The sequence below is a fragment of the Rhizobium sp. Rhizsp42 genome, assembly GCF_047304155.1.
In the GTDB taxonomy this organism is placed as follows: Bacteria; Pseudomonadota; Alphaproteobacteria; order Rhizobiales; family Rhizobiaceae; genus Rhizobium.
In genome coordinates this window covers 1-20692 of sequence record NZ_JBGLYS010000016.1, presented here as the reverse complement: position 1 = coordinate 20692, position 20692 = coordinate 1, and the positions used below count along the sequence as shown (strand labels likewise).

At 63.0% G+C, this 20692-nt stretch carries 17 protein-coding genes; 10 read left to right on the top strand and 7 right to left on the bottom strand.

Features of this window, described 5'->3' with window-relative positions; genetic code table 11:
* The first annotated feature begins 321 nt into the window (after positions 1 to 321).
* Positions 322 to 1218 (top strand): LysR substrate-binding domain-containing protein, encoded by an 897-nt coding sequence (locus tag ACCD05_RS16610; protein ID WP_413394044.1) that lies wholly within the window; start codon positions 322 to 324, stop codon positions 1216 to 1218.
* Here ACCD05_RS16610 and ACCD05_RS16605 read toward each other — a convergent pair whose 3' ends face one another.
* Both ACCD05_RS16605 and ACCD05_RS16600 read right to left on the bottom strand, forming a co-directional pair.
* Complete coding sequence (locus tag ACCD05_RS16605; RefSeq protein WP_413394042.1) at positions 1219 to 1878, bottom strand: glutathione S-transferase family protein; 660 nt, start codon at positions 1876 to 1878, stop codon at positions 1219 to 1221.
* Positions 1879 to 2037: 159 nt separating this feature from the next.
* Entirely contained in the window at positions 2038 to 3393 is a 1356-nt protein-coding gene (locus ACCD05_RS16600; protein ID WP_413394195.1) for a TIGR03808 family TAT-translocated repetitive protein, read from the bottom strand.
* A 260-nt stretch (positions 3394 to 3653) separates the two neighbouring features.
* Here ACCD05_RS16600 and ACCD05_RS16595 point away from each other — a divergent pair, with 260 nt between their 5' ends.
* From ACCD05_RS16595 to ACCD05_RS16585, 3 genes are all read left to right on the top strand, one after another.
* Complete coding sequence (locus tag ACCD05_RS16595; protein WP_413394040.1) at positions 3654 to 5969, top strand: EAL domain-containing protein; 2316 nt, start codon at positions 3654 to 3656, stop codon at positions 5967 to 5969.
* 216 nt (positions 5970 to 6185) lie between these two features.
* Entirely contained in the window at positions 6186 to 7112 is a 927-nt protein-coding gene (locus tag ACCD05_RS16590) for an XdhC family protein (RefSeq protein WP_413394038.1), read from the top strand.
* Positions 7113 to 7171: 59 nt separating this feature from the next.
* Positions 7172 to 7570: a c-type cytochrome gene (locus tag ACCD05_RS16585; protein ID WP_413394036.1), complete on the top strand. Its 399-nt coding sequence runs from the start codon at positions 7172 to 7174 to the stop codon at positions 7568 to 7570.
* A gap of 363 nt (positions 7571 to 7933) precedes the next feature.
* On the opposite strand, the gene ACCD05_RS16580 is transcribed toward ACCD05_RS16585, so the two are convergent.
* The 3 genes from ACCD05_RS16580 to ACCD05_RS16570 form a co-directional block, all read right to left on the bottom strand.
* Complete coding sequence (locus tag ACCD05_RS16580; protein ID WP_413394034.1) at positions 7934 to 9286, bottom strand: c-type cytochrome; 1353 nt, start codon at positions 9284 to 9286, stop codon at positions 7934 to 7936.
* Positions 9287 to 9423: 137 nt separating this feature from the next.
* The gene (locus ACCD05_RS16575) at positions 9424 to 11691 is read right to left on the bottom strand and encodes a molybdopterin cofactor-binding domain-containing protein (protein WP_413394032.1); all 2268 of its coding nucleotides are present in this window, start codon (positions 11689 to 11691) and stop codon (positions 9424 to 9426) included.
* Positions 11688 to 12149, bottom strand: a complete 462-nt coding sequence (locus tag ACCD05_RS16570; protein ID WP_413394030.1) for a (2Fe-2S)-binding protein — start codon at positions 12147 to 12149, stop codon at positions 11688 to 11690. Before ACCD05_RS16570 ends, ACCD05_RS16575 begins: the two co-directional genes overlap by 4 nt.
* Positions 12150 to 12748: 599 nt before the next feature.
* Between ACCD05_RS16570 and paoA the strand changes: the two genes are divergently transcribed.
* The 6 genes from paoA to ACCD05_RS16540 all read left to right on the top strand — a co-directional run bounded on the left by paoA (position 12749) and on the right by ACCD05_RS16540 (position 19790).
* Complete coding sequence (paoA, locus tag ACCD05_RS16565) at positions 12749 to 13375, top strand: aldehyde dehydrogenase iron-sulfur subunit PaoA (RefSeq protein ID WP_413394193.1); 627 nt, start codon at positions 12749 to 12751, stop codon at positions 13373 to 13375.
* Entirely contained in the window at positions 13372 to 14322 is a 951-nt protein-coding gene (locus ACCD05_RS16560; RefSeq protein WP_413394028.1) for an FAD binding domain-containing protein, read from the top strand. The genes paoA and ACCD05_RS16560 overlap by 4 nt, the downstream gene beginning before the upstream one ends.
* Before the next feature lie 3 nt (positions 14323 to 14325).
* The gene (paoC, locus tag ACCD05_RS16555) at positions 14326 to 16533 is read left to right on the top strand and encodes an aldehyde oxidoreductase molybdenum-binding subunit PaoC (protein WP_413394026.1); all 2208 of its coding nucleotides are present in this window, start codon (positions 14326 to 14328) and stop codon (positions 16531 to 16533) included.
* Positions 16534 to 16687: 154 nt separating this feature from the next.
* Complete coding sequence (locus ACCD05_RS16550) at positions 16688 to 17698, top strand: ligase-associated DNA damage response exonuclease (RefSeq protein WP_413394191.1); 1011 nt, start codon at positions 16688 to 16690, stop codon at positions 17696 to 17698.
* Positions 17699 to 17939: 241 nt separating this feature from the next.
* Complete coding sequence (locus ACCD05_RS16545) at positions 17940 to 19565, top strand: cisplatin damage response ATP-dependent DNA ligase (protein ID WP_413394024.1); 1626 nt, start codon at positions 17940 to 17942, stop codon at positions 19563 to 19565.
* Between the two features lie 78 nt (positions 19566 to 19643).
* On the top strand, positions 19644 to 19790 hold the full coding sequence (locus ACCD05_RS16540; protein WP_413394022.1) for a hypothetical protein: 147 nt from the start codon (positions 19644 to 19646) through the stop codon (positions 19788 to 19790).
* Here the strand turns inward: ACCD05_RS16540 and ACCD05_RS16535 are convergent.
* Positions 19775 to 20233, bottom strand: coding sequence for a hypothetical protein (locus ACCD05_RS16535; protein WP_413394020.1), 459 nt, complete (start codon positions 20231 to 20233; stop codon positions 19775 to 19777). The two genes, ACCD05_RS16540 and ACCD05_RS16535, sit on opposite strands and share 16 nt — an antisense overlap.
* Before the next feature lie 31 nt (positions 20234 to 20264).
* A partial coding sequence (locus ACCD05_RS16530; protein WP_413394018.1) for a hypothetical protein occupies positions 20265 to 20692 on the bottom strand: 428 nt, incomplete at its 5' end.

Here is a 20692-nt window from a genome sequence, read left to right as displayed (position 1 = left end):
CCAGTTCGGGCCGCTCCAGGTTGGGGCTGGATTGCTCGCAACGTTCGAGCGGCAAGTCCGCCAACTCAATGAGCGACATCCGCGCAAGATCGGGATGGGAGAGCGGATCGCCTGTCGGGTCCGTCCCATAAGACGGCTCAACTATCTCTTCGTTCAAGAAAAACTTTAGCCATTGCATCGGATGCCTCGCTTTCTCGGTCGCTGCCAGCGGTGGGAGCTCGCTTGGCAATCGAAAGATGCATGCGTGATGCGAGGCAATATCCTCTCGAAACGGGGAAGGTTTCAATTGAGAATAACGGAATTCTGATATAGAAAATCTATATGAGAAATCTGAACTCGGTACATCTGAACGGCTTGCGCGCGCTTGAAGCGGTAGGGCGGCTAGGCTCGCTGCAGGCGGCGGCCGAGGAGCTTGGTGTGTCCATCGGCGCCGTCAGCCAGCAGGTGATCAAGGCCGAGGCACAGCTTGATCGAATGATCTTCGAGCGTACGCCCAAGGGCATGCTGGCGACCGAAGCGGGCGCTCCGCTGCTGGCGGCGCTCAATGAAGGCTTCGCGCATCTGTCGCGGGCGGTGGCGCTTGCGCAGCGCCGCGATGACAGCATCCTGACGATCTCGGTGGCGCCGGTCTTCGCCGCGCGCTGGCTGGTCTATCGCCTCGATCGTTTCGCCGAACACCACCCCGACATCAACCTGCGCATGGATGCGACCATGAAGCTGGTCGATCCGGCGCTCTGCGATGTCGATATCGGCATCCGCGTCGGCGACGGGCGCTGGCCGGATGTGAAGGCGGAGCTGTTGCTGGAGCAGGAGGTGTTCCCGGTCTGCACGCCTTCAATGGCCGAGCGCTTGCGCGAACCCGCCGACCTTCTGGCGTTGCCCGCGATCATCGACGGCCGCGCGATGTTTGGCTGGGACGTCTGGATGCGCGCGGCGGGGCTTGACGGGGCGGCGCTCGAAACCCGCCACGTCTTCAACGACGCCTCGCTGTGCCTCGATGCGGCCATCGCCGGGCAGGGGGTGATGCTCGCCTGGCAGACGCTGGCCGGCTATGCGCTGCAGCAGGGCCAGCTGGTCGCGCCCTTCGGCATTCGCGCCAGAACCGGCTTCGGCCACTATTTCGTGACCGCGCACGGGGTGCGCGAACCGAAGAAGGTCAGGGACTTCAAGGCCTGGATCCGCGCCGAGATGGCCGAGACCTTGAAGCTCTTTATCTGATCACACCGCCTCTTTGGACCGTGCCGCCTGCATGGCGATATAGGCCGGGCGGGCCTGGCAGCGCTTGATCCAGGCATCGACCTTGGGATGCGCATCAAACAACGCCTGCTCCGACTGGGCATAGCGCAGCACTTCGGCGAGGTTGAGGTCGGCGGCGGTGAAGCGGTTGCCGACGAGATAGTCGGCCGTGCCAAGATGCTTTTCGAGCATCGCCAGCGGCCGCTTCAGCGAGCGGCTGGCCACTGCGATGGTCGCCCGGCCTTCCTCGGTGTCTTCCTTTTCGTTGTCGTAGGTCATCACCAGCTTGATCGTGTGGATTTCGACCTCGGTCGCCGCCCACATCGTCCACATGGTCAGAAGGCCATCTTCCTCCACGCTCTGGCCGGCGAGCGAGCCGCCGTGCTTGCGGGCGAGATAGAGCGTGATCGCCAGCGACTCGTGCATGACGAGATCGCCGTCCTTGATGGCCGGGATCATGGCCATCGGATTGATGGCGGCAAAATCAGGTGACAGCGTATTGACCGGCGCATCAGACGCCAGCGGGTTGTCGAGGCGCCGAGCCTGCAGCACCGGCACGGAGGTGAATTCCAGCCCGAGCTCTTCCGCCATCCAGTAGACGCGCGAGGCGCGCGAGCGATAAACGCCGTAGATTGTCAGCATGATGATGTGCCCCTCTTAAAACCTGCGGCGAGCCTAGAGGTTAGGGCGATCAAGCGGAAGCTTTCAAGACTGATGGGTCAATCAAAGCTTTTGATGGTGACTTAAGGCTCGTCGCATGTCGGCGCCGCAAAACCGCTGCACATTTTTGCGCGACATGCTTTAAGACACGCGATTGCGCTCGACCGTCAGATGCGCGTAGCTGCCGGCGCCATCCGCCATTTCTCCAGACATCTTCTTGTCCCATTCGAACCCGACCACCGCGCCCTCGGCCATATCCTGAAACACGTTGTCGGTGATGACGGCGGTGCCCGCTCCATCGACGACGGAGACCGCGCAGCCGACCGGCGCCTTGCGGATGACGTTGCCCGTCACCACCAGGTTGCGCATGTAGGGACCCCAGCCGAGCTGCATGCCCCATCTTGGCGCACCCTCGATGATGTTGTTCGAAACCAGCGTATCGGCCTCGGCGGCAATGCCGATGCCGAAGCTCACATCCGGCTTGTAGGGGCCGTCTAGCTTGAGATTGCGCACGACGTTGCCGGTGACGCTGGCAAGCCTGCCGCCCTTGTCGAAATTGGCGATCGAGATGCCGTTGGCGGCGCCATCGATCATGTTGTTGGCGACCACGGCCCCCTCGAACTCGAATTCGACATAGATCGCCGTCTCGCCCGATCGCCGGCACTGGTTGCCTGATATCTGCACGTCGGAGGCCGAGTTGGCGCGGATCGCGGTGAAGGCGCAGTCGGAGATATGGTTGTTACTCACCATGACATTGTCGGCGCGAAACAGGTTGATGCCGTTGCCGTTCTGCCCGGTGCCGCCATCGGTCGCGCCGATCCTGTAGATCCGGTTGCCGCTGACGATGCTGTCATCGGCCGCCTTCTTCCAGCGATGGATCAGGATGCCGCCACTGCCGCAATCGAACACCTCGTTGTTGGTCACCGAAAGGCCCGAGGATTCCACCGCGTAGAGCCCGGATTGCGCGGCCCCCGAGATCCGGCTGCGCTCGACCCGCCCGCCGCAGCGCTCCAGCTGCAGCGCATGCTTGCGGCTTCCCGAAATCTCGCAATTATCGATCACGACGTCGTCGACGCCTGAGAATTGCACCAACGCGGATGCATTGTCGCCGAGCCAGCGGTTCTGCCCGTCGATCACGATATTGGAGAGCTCGATGCGCTTGACGTTCTCGGCGGTAAACAGGCGCCCGTCGCCGGTATAGACGATCCGCGATGCGCCCGGCACGCCGGTGATGCGCGTGTTGTCGGGCAAGGTCAGGTTCGACACCTTGTAGACACCTGGCGGCAGGAACACCGGAACGTTCTCCGCCGAGGCATCGTCGATCATCTTCTGCAGGCTGCTGCTCTTGCGATCGCCGGGATCGGGTGCGGCCTTGTATTTCACCGCGTCGATCGAGCCGCGCAGATCCGGCTGCCGGCTCGCCGCGAAGGCGGGAGGCGCGAGCATGGCGACGGTGGAGCAGGCGGCAAGGCGCAAGAGGTTGCGGCGGGACGCCAGCGGGAGGGACGAAAGGAGCGGCGATTTGTTCATGATGTCAGCCATGCAGGAACCGTGCCGCGATCGAAGTATCGTTTTGGCACACTCAAGGTTGCGGGCATTATTATTTATTAATCATGGAATTCGTGCAGTTCCGTTGGTGTATGATTCACCTTTTTATTTGAGTGTGCGCCAAGAATTCGGAAACACTTCAGGATTTACTATGTGTGCGACTGTGTTTGATGGTGTGGCTCGCCGTGCGGCCACTCTGGGGGCTGACCATGAATGACTTGAGTGCCAGCTTTGGTGATGCCGATACGACCGAGATCGATACGGGCAGGATCGTCACCGCCGCGCAAGCGCTCATTGTCTCCAGCAGCCGCAGCATGGCCGCCGGTATCGAGGATCTCGGGCTGAAGGCGATCATCCACGAGCTTCCCGACTTCTTCTATGTCAAGGACCGCGCCAGCCGCTTCGTCTTCGCCAATGCAACCGTCGCGCGGGCCTTCGATGTTGACGATCCCGAGGATCTCACCGGCAAGCGTGACTTCGATTTCTTCGACTTCCAGACTGCTCGCGGCTATTTCGAGATCGAGCAGGAGATCATGGCGACGGGCGAGCATCGGCTCGACGTCGAGGAGATGGTCCGTTCGCCCCTGAGCGAACTCGTCACCTGCCGGCTCACCTCGAAGCTTCCGTTGCGCAACGAGAAGGGGGAAGTCGTCGGCCTGATCGGCGTTTCGCGCGATATCACCGAGCGCAAGCGGCAGGAAGAATTCCGTCGCGGCCAGGCGCAGGTGGTGGAGATGATCGCCCGCAACGAGCCGCTCGAGATGATCCTTGAGGCACTCGTCCTTCTGGTCGAGGCCGAGATCGAGGGCATAATGGGCTCGGTGCTCATTCTGGATCGCGACGGACGGCGGCTTTGTCACGGCGCGTCGCCCAGCCTGCCAAGCATCTACAGCCGCATGATCGATGGCGTCACCATTGGTCCGAACGCCGGCTCGTGCGGAACGGCGGCCTGGCGTGGCAAGTTCGTCATGGTCGAGGACATGATGGTGGATCCGCTCTGGGCTGATTACCGTGGTGTCGCGCAGCAATATGGCTTTCGCTCCTGCTGGTCGATGCCGGTCATGACGGCGCAGAACAATGTGCTCGGCACCTTCGCGCTCTATTCCAGCGAGGTCCGCCGCCCGACGCCGCGCGAGATGGAGTTCGTCGCCATGGCGACCCATATCGCAGGCATCGCCATAGAGCGCCGCCGCGGCGACGAGCGCATCCAGTTCATGGCCCATCACGACGATCTGACCGGCCTGCCCAACCGCGCCTTCTTCAAGGAGCGCATGGCCAAGACCCTGCATCAGGCGCGCCGCAGCGGCCGCAAGGTGACCGTCGCCTATATCGACCTTGACGATTTCAAGGATATCAACGACAGGCTGGGCCACGGGGCAGGCGACGAAGTGCTGAAGGAAGTCGCGGCCCGCATGGCGAATGGCGTTCGCGCCTCCGATATGGTCGTGCGCCTCGGCGGCGACGAATTCCTTGTCGTCCTCGTGCACCAGTCCAACCACGACACCGGCATCACGCGGCGCCTGCGCGAGCTGCACAAGGCGGTGCGCAAGCCGATAAACTACCAGGACAAGCAGCTGCGTGTGACCTGCAGCATCGGCGTCGCTTCTTTCCCGAGCGACGGCGCCACGGCCGACGAGCTTCTGGCAAACGCCGACAGCGCCATGTACCGCTCCAAGCAGCTCGGGCGCGACACGCTGCAACATTACCACGGCGCTCGCGACGCCGATCTCAATTTACCGGTCAGCGAGCAGGAGGAACTGCGGCAGGCGATTATCTCCGATCAGCTCATCCTCCACTATCAGCCGCAGGTCGATGTCTCGACACTCGCGGTCACGGGTCTCGAAGCGCTTGTCCGGTGGAAGCATCCGACCCGCGGAATGGTGCCGCCGGCGGATTTCATTCCGATGGCGGAGGAGAGCGGTCTGATCGTCCCGCTCGGCCTTTGGGTGCTTAACGAAGCCTGCCGCCAGGCGCGGGCGTGGCAGGACATGGGCCTGCCGCCGTTGCGCATTGGCGTCAACGTCTCGGCGCGGCAGTTTACCGACAAGGACTTCGCGCGTCTGGTAAAGGAAGCGGTGGAGCGCTTCGGCCTCGCGCCGCGCTGGCTTGAGCTCGAGCTCACCGAAAGCGTGCTGATGCAGGATGCGGACCGCGCGCTGGCGACGATGAATGCGCTGCGCCCGCTGGGCATCCGCTTCTCGATCGATGATTTCGGCAGCGGCTATTCGAGCCTGGCTTCGCTGAAGACCTTCCCCTTCGACCGCCTCAAGATGGACCGCTCGCTGATCGAGGCGCTGCCGTCGGACAAGACCGCCGTCGCCATCGGCCTCGCCGTCATTTCGCTGGCCCAGACCCTGAAGCTCACAGTGGTCGCCGAGGGCGTGGAAACCGATGAGCAGCGGGAGTTCCTGCGCTTCGCCAAGTGTGAGGAGGCGCAGGGCTATCGCTTCTCCAGGCCGCTGCCCGCCGATCAGGTTCCCGGCTTCCTGAAAGGCTCTAGATTTGGTCTTCCGTCACATTCATAATCTCAATTCATAAGCTTTATCTGTTTTCAATATCTACCGATCTTGCCTCTTCGCCACTAACTTTCCAAGATGGATGGTCGACCGTTTGTGTCCGACTTCAATCGATCGCGGAATCGACGATGAGCATTTCCGGAACATTGGCATTGTCGGTTGCGATGTCGTAGGTCTGTTTCGAGCCTGTCGCTTCCATGATCGGTCACAGCGAGGTGAGCGCCGATGAACACGAGATTTGACCAGGGTGTCGACAGCACGGCGCTGGCTGTGCCGTTTCGCGAGAAAAGCTCGGACGCCCCGCTCGAAATCCTGTCCTTCGCGCTCGATGCCCTGAAATCCGGAATGCCGGCCGCCCTCATTTTTCTCACCGAAATCCGAGGCGGTGCGGCGCGCGCGCTTGGCGCGCAGATGGCGGTGCGGGCCGATGGCGGCTTCTGTGGATTTGTCTCCGGCGGATGCGTCGAGGCCGCGGTTGCGGCAGAGGCGCTGGAGGCGCTGGAGCTTGGCACGGACAAGGAGCTGATGCTTGGCGCGGGCTCGCCTTACTTCGACATTGTTCTGCCCTGCGGCGGCGGCCTGACATTGACGATACACTGTCTGAAGGACGGCACGGCGTTGAGTGAGATCGTCCGCGGTCTGATGGCGCGGCGCCGCGTTGCCCTGCGCTACGTCCCCGCATCCTCCTCCCTCGTGCTCGATGCGCAGGCGTCCGAGACCGGCTGGTCCCACGCCGGTTTCACGATGGCGTATCGTCCGGCGCCGCTCATTTTCGTGTCGGGACAGTCGATCGAAACCGAGACATTGTCGCGCATAGCGCAATCGGCGAGTTACGAGGTGCGCCAGCTCGATCCGGCCAACGCGCCAAAGCCGGAAGATTTCGATCCCGATTCCGCGCTCGTCCTTCTGCATCACGATATCGAGCGGGAAGTCGGGCCGTTGATCGCCGCCCTTGCCGGCGCGCCGTTTTATATCGGGGCGCTCGGCGGCGTCAGAACGCATGCGCGGCGCGTTGCGAAGCTCGAGGAGCTCGGATGCTCGAAAGCGTCCATCGAAAGGATCAAGGCGCCGATCGGGATCTTTTCCAAGGCGCGGGACGCGGTATCGCTTTCCCTGTCGATCCTCGCCGATATCGCCGCTCTCCGCCGCTAGTCCGGCCTTTCCGCGCGCAAACAACAATCAGCCCAGAGCCGTTTGAATAAAGGATACCCATGACATTTTCGGGAAACCGCCTCGCTTTCGCGATGTCCTGTCTGGTTCTCGTTGCCGTTCCCAATATCGGCGCAAGAGCACAGGATGCCTCCGCCGGCGCGATGTTGTTCCGGCAGCGATGCTCGGCATGCCACGCGCTGGATGCCGCTCAAAAGAGGGTAGGGCCGCATCTCGATGGTGTCGTCGGCCGCCATGCTGGCAGTGTCGAGGGCGCGCGGTATTCGAAGGGAATGCAGGCACTCGGCGTTCAATGGAATGCGGAAAGCCTGGACAGGTTTCTCACCAACCCGCGCCAGATGGTCCCGGGCTCCTTCATGCCGATCTCCGTGGGCAATGCCGCGGACAGGCACAACATCATATCCTACCTGGAAAGCGTCTCGGTCCAGCCGGCCAACTAGAGCCTTTCCTGGTTAGATTGCAGCATTCTGTTGGCTCAAACGGAGTCGGATGGTCGTCCGGCCGGCTTGGCCGTATGCGTTGGCTACGACACGCGCCGGCCGGACGATCAGGCGGCCCGTTTCAGCCAACCCGAAGGGCCGGGCATCTTTCCGCCAGGATCAAAGGCGATCGGCTCGACCGTACCTAGGGGTATGCCCTTCGCCAATCGCCTTTGCCCTGACGAAAACCTGCTCCGGCAGAATGCTGCAAGCTAACCAGGAAAGGCTCTAGAGCCCGGTATATGCCGGATCAACGTGATAGCCTCCCGCCCCGCGCTGAGCGGGACGGGAGGCGCTGTTTTCCGTGACCTTTAAACGACTGCCTTAGCGCATCTGCAGAACGATCGGGCTGCTGCTTGCCGGGTCGGTATGCTCTCGCATGGCCTTGACCTCGGTCGGGGCGACGGCCTTGCCATGGTTGCCCCACGAGGAGCGGACATAGGTGAGGACATCGGCGATCTCGCGGTCCGAGAGCTGTTCGCGGAAGGGCGGCATGCGGTAGGCGTCGGGAACACCGGCGGTCACGACGCGGGCGGAGCCGTTGAGCGTTGCGTTGATCTGGGAATCCGGGTGGTCGATCAGCGAAGCCGTCGATCCTGCAAGCGGCGGAATCCAGGGGGCTTTGCCGCCGCCGTCAGGCCCATGGCAGAATCCGCATCTGGTGGCATAGGTCTTGGCGCCGGGCGCTGCATCCGCGGTGCTGCTCACATTCGTGACGGCGGTCGCCGATGCCTGAACGACCCATGGAGTGCCGTCGCGGGCCGGATCGCCCGGAAGCGACTTCAGGTAGTGGCTGATCGCCCGGAGATCGTCATCGCTCATGAACTGCGTCGAGTTGTTATAGGCCTCGGCCATCGAGCCGAAGACCACGGCATGCTGGTTGCGGCCGTTCTTGAGGAAGGCGAAGATATCGTCCTCGCTCCAGCGTCCAAGGCCGGTATTGTGATCCTGCCGAAGGCTCGGTGCATACCATCCGTCGAGCAGCGCGCCGGACAGGAACAGCGGACTGCCGTCGTCGAGCGCTTTTTCGTTCATCGTGACGCTGCGTGGCGTGTGGCACGCGCCACAATGGCCGGCTGCCTGCACCAGGTAGGCGCCGCGGTTCCACAGCGCATCCTGCGCTGGCTTGTCGGCATAGATGCCCTGGTCGACGAAAACAGCATTCCAGAGCGCCAGCGGCCAGCGCATGTTCATCGGCCACTCGATGCCCGTCTGGCGGTTGGGTTGATTGACGGGCTGCACGCCGTCCATGAAGAACGCGTAGAGCGCGCGGACGTCATCGTCGCTCAGCTTGACGTAGGACGGATAGGGCATGGCGGGGTAAAGCCGCCGGCGATCGGGGGTCACGCCGTGGCGGACGGCGCGGTCGAAATCGGCGAGCGTATAGTTGCCGATCCCGGTCTGCTTGTCCGGCGTGATATTGGTGGCGAAGATGGAGCCGAGCGGCGTGCCCATTTCGAGCCCGCCGGTGAACGGCTTGCCATCGGGAAGGCTGTGGCAGGCAACGCAATCGGCCTGCCGCGCGACCATCTCGCCGCGGGCAACGAGCTCGCTGGCGGCGCCGGTGGTGATGCCGGCGCTCTCGAATGGTGATGAGGGTTTGGAGGTGACGAACCAGAAAAGGCCGCCTCCGACGATAATAATGATTAGAAGAACGACCAGAAAGACTTTTTTCAAGGACAATCCATCCTCTTGAAACAGGCTGATGTTGACGGCTTTGCGCAAGCGCGCGTGGCTCGACCGCGGCGGTTACCAGAACGTTGCCGGGATAAAAGATCCCGGCAACGTTGCTGACGGCGGAGGGGCGCGGCGCGCTAGCTGTCGAACGTGTATTGAGAAAGAGGCATGCTGCGGATGCGCTGGCCCGTCAGGGTCGAGACCGCATTTGCGACCGCCGGCGGGACAGCCGGAAGACCCGGTTCCCCGATGCCGCCCATCTTCTCGCCGCTTTCGACGACCCGCGTGTGAACGCGAGGCATCTCGGCTGGCGAAAGGATCGGGTAGAGGTCGTAGTTGCGGGCAATCGGCTGCCCATCCTGATATACCACTTCCTCGAGCAGGACCTGGGAAACACCCAGCGCCGCCGCCGAGTTGATCTGGGCGTCGACAATCGCCGGATTGACGATGTTGCCCGGATCGACCGCTTCCCACAGGTCGTGCACCACAACCTTGCCCGCCGAGATCGACACCTCGGCGATGGCTGCGGTGAAGCTGCCGAAAGCCGACGCCATGGCCACGCCACGGGCGCGTCGTGAGCCGTCGGCCGCCGTGAACGGTCCGCGCTTCCAGCCCCCCGACAGCTCGCCCGCCGCCTTGAGAAGGGTGCTCAGTCGCGGATTGTCCTTCAACAGCTGAAGGCGCAGCTCGTAGGGGTCCTTGCCACCCTTGTCGGCCAGCTCGTCGAGGAACGACTCATAGAGGAAGTCGTTCATCGAGTTGCCGACCGAACGCCAGTAGGCGAGCATGGTCGGATTTTCGACGTATAGCTGAGCGATGCGCCGGTTGGGGATGGCGTAGGCCTTGCCTGTCAGGCCTTCCACGGCGGTGTCGTCGATCTTGTCGTCGCTGTGGCCGTAGATGTTCTCGCTCGGTCCCTCGCAGATGCTGACGGCCTCGATGGCCACCGGCATGCCGTTATCGTCGAGCGCGCCACGGAACCGCACGGCCGCCATCGGCCGCATCGGATCACGCAGGAACTCTTCTTCACGGCTCCAGATCAGCTTGATCGGACGGCCGGTTTCCTTGGCAAGCTGGATTGCCTGCGGGTAGGGGTTGGCCGCGGGATAGAGGAAGTGGCGTCCGAAGAAGCCGCCGAGCAGCGGGCTGTGCACGTTGATCTTCGATGCATCGAGACCGGTAAGGGTGGCGATGTTCGCCTGATACTGTTCGGGCGCCTGGTTCGGCATCCACAGATCCAGGGTGCCGTCCTCGTTGAACCGCGCCAGCGTCGAAGGCGGCTCCAGCTGTGCGTGATGCAGATACTGGCTGTGATAGGTGGCCGAGACGACGGTCTTGGCAGCGGCAAGCACTGCCGTCGCATCTCCCACCTTTTCCGCGTCCTTGCCGTCGCCCGGCTCATTGGCCAGACGCTGGCTGAAGGCTGCGGTCGAGAAATCCGCCGGCATCGTGCGGATGCCGTCGATCACCGGCTTGGCGCCTGCCTCCTGCCATTCGACCTGCAGTGCTTCGGCGGCGCGCTTGGCGTTCCACCAGCGTTCCGCGACGACCGCGACGGCGCCGGGCAGACGGTGCACCGAGTGGATACCCGGCATCGCCTTGACGGCATCCTCATTGCGGATGTCGCCGACCGACATGCCGAGCCGCGGCGCGTGCTGGACAGCCGCATGCAACATGCCGTCGACCTTGCAGTCGATGCCGTAGACCGCTCTGCCGGTTGATTTGTCGAGCACGTCGAGGCGCTGCACGGGCTTGCCGATCCAGCGGAACTGCGACCGGTCCCTGAGCGTAACGCTGTCGGTGGCCGGAACATCAAGCGCCATCGCTTCCGTCGCGAGTTCGCCGTAAGCGAGCTTGCGTCCCGAGGCCGCGTGCACCACATGGCCGGGCTCCGTCGTCAATTCGCTGACGGGCGCGTTCAGCCGCGTTGCGGCCGCCTGCACCAGCATCGCCCGACAGAGGGCGCCGAGCTTGCGCATCGTGTCATAGCTGGTGCGCACCGACATGCTGCCGCCGGTGATGCGCATCGTGCCGTTGACGACCAGATAATCCGGTCCGGTCGGCGCGTTTTCCACCACGAAGGAGGCCGGGTCGAGGTCGAGCTCCTCGCCGACGATCTGGGCCATTGCGGTGAAAACGCCCTGGCCACCCTCGACGAAGGGGCTCATCAGCCGCGCCGTATTGTCCGGGCGGATTTCCAGAAACGCCGGAACGCGGGTTCCCGGCGCCATCGTCTTGGCCGCTTCCTGGGCGCGTGCGCCGTCGATCGGCAGCCCGAAACCCAGCACCAGGGCACCGGCGGTCGCGCCGATGGAGCCGAGCAGGAAGTTGCGCCGTGATACGTTGACCGGTACGGCCGTGGTCAGTTCCGTCTGACCGTCGATTTCGCGAACGGGGGCGGTCATAGCGTTTCCACCTTCTGACCGGAGAGATCCTGAACCGCTGCCTTGATGGCGTTATACGTTCCGCAACGACAGAGATTGACCATGGCGGCGGCGATCTCGTCGTCTGATGGAGTGGCGGTCTGCTTCAAGAGCGCGGTTGCCGCAATCACCTGGCCGGACTGGCAGTAGCCGCATTGCGGCACCTGGTGCGCGATCCATGCGGCCACGACGCGCTGGCCCACTGGATCGTTCTCGATCGCTTCGATCGTGGTAACCGATCGGCTGACGACGCTTTCGAGCGGCGTGACGCAGGATCGGACGATTTCGCCATCGACCATGACGGAGCAGGCCCCGCACTGCGCAAGTCCGCAACCATACTTCGTGCCCGTCATTCCGAGCTCGTCACGAATTACCCACAGGAGTGGTGTGTCGCCCTCCGATGTCACATCGTGGGCCTGACCATTGATCTGGATTTTCATCTTTGTGCCTTAGCTTGGTCGGATACTGGTGAGAATGTCTCGCGATCCGTCGCGCTGACCAATGTCAGTCACGCTTCGGTCGCTCAGCTTCCCCGAATATCCGCGGCTTGAATAGACCGCTAGAAGTCATAAGGGTTATGAATCCAGAGCATAAATCCGCAGGCGTGGCAGATGCTATGATCGATCGTGCAAGATACGAGCGTGGACTAACGAATTGCGAAGCATTTAGTTCCAACGCCCCGTCGTTTTACCGACATCGTGCGCCGAGCAATCTCTCGCATATATGACACAAACTTTGAAATCGGACAGCACCACGCTTCTAACGACCGGTTCACTTTCTCTTTAACCGGCCGTGAATTTGATCCTGGCCAGTTTCCGATTATTCAACCTATTGAAATATATTGTTATTTCAAATTTTCTGCATTGGTGAACGCAGAGTATAAGCCTTATCGTCATGTGGCCGGTAATCACCGTCTCTCTCTGACCTAACCTTTCTCACTCAACGAAGCGGACTGTCGGCCTTGCCTCAAACTTCGTCCGAGGTCGGCCGCCGCCGTGGCGACTGAGCAAAGGAGAAAGCCTTGAAGACCGTCCCAAGCATGATCGAAATATCTCGGCGGGACCTGATGGTGGGGACCGCCGCCGTTTCCGTCGCGACCGCGAATGCGGCAAGCCCGGTATTCGCCCAATCCGTTGCGCCGGCAGGCGCGGAGAATCATTCGCAGGTCGCGTTCACGGTGAATGGAACGCGACACGAACTGGATCTCGACAACCGCACGACCCTGCTGGATGCGCTGAGGGAACATCTGCACCTGACCGGTACCAAGAAGGGCTGCGATCACGGACAGTGCGGCGCCTGCACCGTCATGGTGGATGGCCGCAGGATCAATTCCTGTCTGTCGCTCGCCGTCATGCACGAGGGCGACCAGATCACCACGATCGAGGGGCTCGGCACCACGGCCGACATGCATCCGATGCAGGCCGCCTTCGTCAAGCATGACGGTTTCCAGTGCGGTTACTGTACGCCCGGACAAATCTGTTCCTCCGTCGCCGTGCTCGAGGAAATCAAGGCCGGCATCCCAAGCCATGTCACCAATGACCTGACGGCGCCGACCGAAGTCAGCGATGCGGAAATCCGCGAACGCATGAGCGGTAACATCTGTCGATGCGGCGCCTATCCGAACATCGTTGCAGCCATCAACGAAGTCGCAGGGAGGCAGGCATGAGAACATTTTCGTACGAACGCGCGACCTCGGTGGCGAACGCCGCCGCCACCGCCGCCCGCAACGAGACCGCAAAATTCATCGCCGGCGGCACCAACCTTCTCGACCTGATGAAGCTCGAGATCGAGACGCCAACCCACCTTATCGACGTCAATGGTCTTGGTATGGACAGGATCGAGCCGACGGAAGCCGGGGGGCTTAGGATCGGAGCGCTGGTGCGCAACACCGATCTCGCCTCGGACCAGCGGATACGCCGGGATTACGGCCTGCTGTCGCGGGCGCTGGTGGCCGGAGCATCCGGACAATTGCGCAACAAGGCCACGACCGCGGGCAATCTCCTGCAGCGGACACGCTGTCCGTATTTCTACGACACCAACCAGCCCTGCAACAAACGCCAGCCGGGAAGCGGCTGTTCGGCGATTGGCGGCTTTACCCGGCTGCATGGCATCATGGGTGTCAGCGATGGCTGCATTGCCACCCATCCGAGCGACATGGCGGTTGCCATGCGCGCGCTCGACGCCGTGGTCGAGACGGTGAAACCCGACGGCTCGACACGCGCGATCCCGATCGGCGAGTTCCATCGCCTGCCGGGCAGCACGCCGCATATCGAAACCGCGCTGGAGCGCGGCGAGATGATCACCGCGGTCATCTTGCCGCCGCCGATCGGCGGACGGCATGTCTATCGCAAGGTTCGTGATCGCGCATCCTATGCCTTCGCGCTGGTTTCGGTCGCCGCCATCGTGCGGAACGACGGCAGCGGGCGCGTGGCGCTTGGCGGCGTTGCGCACAAGCCATGGCGGGTCGAGGCGGCGGACGCCGAACTGCCGAACGGTGCTGTCGCCGTCACCGCGAAGCTGCTCGAGGGGGCACGCACCACGCACGAGAATGCATTCAAGGTGACCCTCGTCGAGCGCACGCTCGCGGGCATCCTCGACGAAATGAAAGGTTGAACCATGCGCTTCGACACTCCCGCAACGACAAACCCGATCGATCAGCTGAAGGTTGTCGGTCAGCCGATCGTCCGGATCGATGGTCCGCGCAAGGTCACAGGCACCGCCACCTACGCTTACGAATGGCACGGCGCCAATCTCAACGCGGCCTATGGCTATCCGGTCGGCGCTGCCATCGCCAAGGGGCGGATCAGCTCCATGGACGTGCAGGCCGCCCAGCGCGCACCCGGCGTCATTGCCGTCGTCACGGCCCAGAGCGCAGGCGAGCTCGGCAAGGGCAAATTCAATATCGCCCAGCTGTTCGGCGGCCCGCAGATCTCGCACTATCATCAGGCGATCGCGGTCGTGGTCGCCGAAACCTTCGAGCAGGCGAGGGCGGCCGCGAGTCTCGTGAAGGTCGATTATGTCGAGGCCCCCGGCGCCTACGATCTTCAGGCCGCCCAGAGCTCGGCCACGAAGCCGTCCGGTTCCGAGGGGGATGACGCCGACAGCGCGGCCGGCGACTTCGCATCGGCTTTCGAGCAGGCAGCGGTCAAGCTGGATGAGCGCTACACGACGCCCGACCAGTCGCACGCGATGATGGAGCCGCATTCATCGATGGCGGCCTGGGATGGCGACGAGGTCATGGTCTGGACCTCCAACCAGATGGTGGCCTGGAACCGCGCTGAACTGGCCGCCACCTTGGGCGTCGAGCCCGAGAAGGTGCATATCATGTCGCCCTTCATCGGTGGCGGTTTCGGCTCCAAGCTGTTCCTGCGCGCCGATGCACTGCTTGCAGTGCTGGGCGCCAAGGCCGCCGGGCGACCCGTCAAGGTGGCCTTGCCCCGGCCGTTCCTGATGAACAACACCACCCACCGCCCGGCAACCATCCAGCGCCTGCGCATCGGCGCCACCCGCGAGGGACGGATTACGGCGATTGCGCATGAAAGCTGGAGCGGGAACCTGCCTGATGGCAAGCTCGAATCCGCCGTCCAGCAGACGCGCCTGCTTTACGCGGGCGAGCACCGGATGACGGCGATGCGGCTCGCCACGCTCGATTTGCCGGAAGGCAACGCGATGCGCGCGCCGGGGGAGGCGCCCGGTCTCATGGCGCTTGAGATCGCCATGGACGAGATGGCTGAAAAGCTGAACATGGATCCGGTGCAATTCCGCATTCTCAACGATACGCAGGTCGATCCCGAAAAGCCCGACAAGAAATTCTCGCACCGGCAGCTGGTCGAGTGTCTGCGCACCGGCGCGGATCGCTTCGGCTGGTCGGGGCGCAGTGCCCAGCCTGGCCGCCTTCGCGACGGCCGCTGGTTGCGCGGAATGGGCGTCGCGGCGGCGTTCCGTGGCAATCTGGTGATGAAGTCGGGCGCCCGCATGCGCCTGGATGCCGAAGGTGTGGTCACCGTCGAGACCGACATGACGGATATCGGCACCGGAAGCTATACGATCATCGCGCAGACCGCCGCCGAGATGATGGGTGTCGGCATGGACAAGGTCGCGGTTCAGCTTGGCGATTCCCGCTTTCCCGTTTCGGCGGGATCGGGCGGCCAATGGGGCGCCAACAGCGCGACCGCCGGCGTCTACGCGGCCTGTGTTGCGCTGCGCGAGGCAATCGCCCGCAAGGTCGGCTTCAACTCGACCGACGCGACCTTTGCGGACGGCGCGATCCGCTCTGGCAACAGGAGCATTCCGTTGACCGAGGCCGCGGGACAGGAGGGCATCGTCGCCGAAGACACGATCGAGTTCGGCGATCTCGGCCAGCAGATGCAGCAGGCTACCTTCGGCGCGCATTTCGTCGAGGTGGGCGTCGATGCCTATACGGCGGAAATCCGTATTCGCCGCATGCTGAGCGTCTGCGCCGCCGGCCGTATCCTCAATCCGATCACGGCGCGCAGCCAGGTGATCGGCGCGATGACCATGGGCGTCGGCGGCGCCTTCATGGAGGAGCTGGCGGTGGACAAGCGCCGCGGCTTTTTCGTCAATCACGATCTCGCCGGCTACGAGGTTCCTGTTCATGCCGATATTCCGCACCAGGACGTGATCTTCCTGGATGAGACGGACCCATACTCCTCGCCGATGAAGGCAAAGGGTGTCGGCGAGCTTGGACTTTGCGGCGTTGCGGCCGCGCTCGCCAATGCTGTCCACAATGCCACCGGCGTCAGGGTACGCGATTACCCGGTCACGCTCGACAAGCTGCTGCGGGAAATGCCGCAGGTCGGCTGACACGCCGGCAGGCTGGCAAGCCAGCGGACTGGCAGGCCCACAGGTTAGCTGAACGCACGCCGTGGTCAGGGTGTGCGCTCAGCGTGGCAAATGGCGGGAGGACAGCTCTCCATCCCCTCTGGTTCTTCCGCCATTTGCCGCTATCTCTATGGCAATGAGATTTGACGCGCTGCTTTATCCCGCGCCCGAGGGGCTCTACTGCCCGCTGGGCCGATTTTATGTCGATCCGGTCAGGCCCGTGGAGCGCGCGCTGATCACCCATGGCCATTCCGACCACGCCCGCTCGGGCCACGGCCATGTGCTCGCCACCCGCCAGACGCTCGACATCATGCGCATCCGCTACGGCGAGGACTTCTGCGGATCGGAACAGGCCGCGGCCTTCGGCGAAGAAATCGTCGTCAACGGCGTCAAGGTGAGCTTCCATCCCGCCGGCCATGTGCTCGGCTCCGCCCAGATCGCCATCGAGAAGGACGCGATCCGCATCGTCGTGTCGGGCGATTACAAGCGCCGCCCCGACCCGACCTGCGCGCCCTATGAACCTGTTGCCTGCGACGTCTTCATCACCGAGGCGACCTTCGGCCTGCCCGTGTTCCATCACCCGGACCCCGCGGGCGAAATGGCCAAGCTCTATGCGTCGCTCCGCCAATTTCCCGAGCGCACCCACATGATCGGCGCCTACGCGCTCGGCAAGGCGCAGCGCGTCATCCGCCTCCTGCGCGACACCGGCTATGACCAGCCCATCTATATCCACGGCGCCATGGAACGGCTCTGCGACTACTACGTCAGCCAAGGCATCGACCTGGGCGAGCTGCGCCCGGCAACCGTCGAGGGACGAGACAAATCCGCCTTCAAGGGCGCCGTCGTCGTCGGCCCGTCCTCAGCCTTTGCCGACCGCTGGGCCCGCCGCTTCAACGACCCGCTCCCGGCGTTTGCTTCCGGCTGGATGATGGTGCGCCAGCGCGCCAAGCAGGGTGGCGTCGAACTGCCGCTTGTCATCTCTGACCATTGCGACTGGCCGGAACTGACCGACACGATCTCCGAGCTTCATCCGGCCGAGGTCTGGGTGACGCATGGGCGCGAGGAGGCGCTGGTGCGCTGGTGCGAATTGCAGGGCATCAAGGCCAAACCGCTGCATCTGGTGGGGTATGAGGATGAGGCGGAGTGATGAGTATAATGGCCCTTCGCGCCGTCGATACGCTTGGCGCCCGTGATACCCCCCTCTGCCCTGCCGGGCATCTCCCCCACAGGTGGGGAGATTGGCTGGGGGCGGCCGCTCGCTCCACGCTCATTGTTTGGGGAGGCCATTGCAACAAGTCAATCTCCCCCCTTGTGGGGGAGATGTCCGGCAGGACAGAGGGGGGTATCCCACCCACCAACGCCTCCGAGAAAACAAGCGGAGGCCACCCATGAAAGCCTTCGCCGACCTCCTCGACCGCCTGGTCCTAACGCCATCCCGCAACGGCAAGCTGAAGCTGCTGACCGACTACTTCCGCGATACGCCCGACCCCGACCGCGGCTACGGCCTCGCGGCCATCGCCGGCACCCTCGATGTGCGCAACGTCAAGCCCGCCATGCTGCGCGAACTGGCGCTGGAGCGCATCGACGACGTCCTTTTCCGTTACTCCTACGACTATGTCGGCGATCTCGCCGAAACCATTTCGCTCGTCTGGGACAATGAGCGCGACATAGAGCGCTCGGCGCTGGCGCAGCCGAGGCTCGGCGAGGTGGTGGCTGAGATGAACTCGCTCGGCCGCACCGAGGTGCGCGGCTATGTCCGCGACCTGCTCGACCGGCTCGACGCCTCCGGCCGCTTCGCCTTCATCAAGCTCGCCACCGGCGCGCTGCGCATCGGCGTCTCGGCAAGGCTCGCCAAGCAAGCGCTGGCCGATCTCGGTGAACCCGATGTGACCGAGATCGAAACCCTGTGGCACGGCCTGCAGCCGCCATATGAAAGCCTGTTTGCCTGGCTGGAGGGCAAGGGCGGCAAGCCGGTGCTGGCGACGCCGGCGATCTTTCATTCGGTGATGCTGGCCAATCCGGTGGAGGAGGGCGATCTCACGCAGCTCGATCCGGCCGATTACGCCGCCGAGTGGAAATGGGACGGCATCCGCGTGCAGCTGTCGCGCGCCGGCGAGACCCGCAAGATCTACTCCCGCTCCGGCGACGACATCTCCGCCGCATTCCCCGATATCGTCGATTCGATCAGTTTCGACGGCGTCATCGACGGAGAGCTTCTGGTCGGCGGCACCGCCCGCTCCAACAGCCCGACACGCACCTTCTCCGACCTGCAGCAGCGCCTCAACCGCAAGACCGTGACGCAGAAGATGCAGGACGATTACCCCGCCTTCATAAGGGCTTACGACCTGTTGTTCGACGGCGAGGAGGATGTGCGCGCCAGGACCTATCTCGAACGCCGCGCCCGCTTGAGCGAAATCGTCGACACGGCCCCGCACGAGCGCTTCGACCTCTCCGCGCTGGTTCCGTTTTCCTCGTGGGAAGAACTCGACGACCTGCGCTCGACCCCGCCCGATCCCGTCATCGAAGGCGTGATGATCAAGCGCCGTGACAGCGTCTACCAGGCCGGGCGGCTGAAGGGGCCGTGGTTCAAGTGGAAGCGTAACCCCTATAATGTCGATGCCGTCCTGATGTATGCGCAGCGCGGCCATGGCAAGCGCTCGAGCTATTATTCCGATTTCACCTTCGGCGTCTGGGCCGAAACGCCTGACGGCGAGCAGCTGGTGCCCGTCGGCAAGGCCTATTTCGGCTTTACCGACGCCGAGCTCGAGATCCTCGACAAGTTCGTGCGCAACAACACCACCGAACGCTTCGGCCCGGTGCGCGCCGTGCGCGCCGACAAGGATTTCGGCTTCGTGGTGGAAGTCGCCTTCGAAGGCATCAATCGCTCCAACCGCCACAAGTCAGGCGTCGCCATGCGCTTCCCCCGCATCTCGCGCCTGCGCCAGGACAAGCCGTCCTATGAGGCTGATAGGCTGACGACGCTGGTGGCGATGATTGACGCGAAGGCGGGGTAGGGGCTCTGTTGAGCCAAGCTAGATTTTTAGATAACATTCGGCATGATGATGGGCGCGGTTTGTTGATGGAGAAAGACCATGAGCACTGACTGGAAGACGCTGCGCGACGAGCTTCCTGAAGACGTTCGTGAACGGCTTGATGAAAAGCGCCGCGAACGACGTTTGGGCAAGACGCTTGCAGATGGGCGTCGGCGTCGTGCTGGGAAGCCTCAGAATGCCCAGTAGAGAAGCTCTCGCATCAAAAACCGGCGGCGGTCTCCCGGAATTTCGCGGATGAGTGCCCAGATCTCCGATGCGTTTTTGATGTAGGCGCGCCGAATCGTGATTTCCCTACGGCCGAAAGTCATCGGTCCGAAATAGGATCGCTGCTTGATCGCAGTTTTGAACCTGACGACGATGAAGTTCGGGTGTTCGTAAATCCAGTCGATTGAGTCGTCCGCAGCCGCATGTACTGCCGACGGACACACAAACTCCGTCGCGGACGCTGAACGTCTGATCGTGTGTCCTCTGTCGAACAAATTGGCAGAAAGGATCAGCCCCCATATCACCAAGCCGACGCTCAAAATCGGCAGGAATTGATAGAACAAGAGGGCGAGAAAAAACACGCACAGGACAACGACAGACACGAATAGTCGGGCAGGGAGCAACCGAGCGGTGCGCGCGTCCATCGTGTCCGCGTTTGAAGATGATCCCGAGGCTCTAATGTGCATCGACGAGTTCAGGCGTCACGAAGAGCTCGATTCTCTCGGAGATCGAACCATATGGCTCGCACTGTGTGATCGCATCGGTGATCGCAGGCGCTGCGGCTTGTTCCCACGGTGACGGCATTTGTCGAAAGTTGATGGAAACCACATCCGCCGAGCCATTCTTCAAGACCACCACCGCATTCACGCTGTAGGTCTCCGGCGCGTCTGCCGGGATCTTCAGGCATTTCATCATCTGCCTGGAGACGAGGTCGACGGTATCTTGCGACGAGGCGAAAGCGCCAGTCGTGCCAAGTGCGAGAAGAACAGCGGTGAGTGACGTCAGTTTGGCAGAGATCATGGATTCGCTCCAATGAAAGAACACAAGGGATAAAACACCAGCGTTGGCGGCGTTTCCTTGGGTTCTGGTTGTGTTTTGACCGG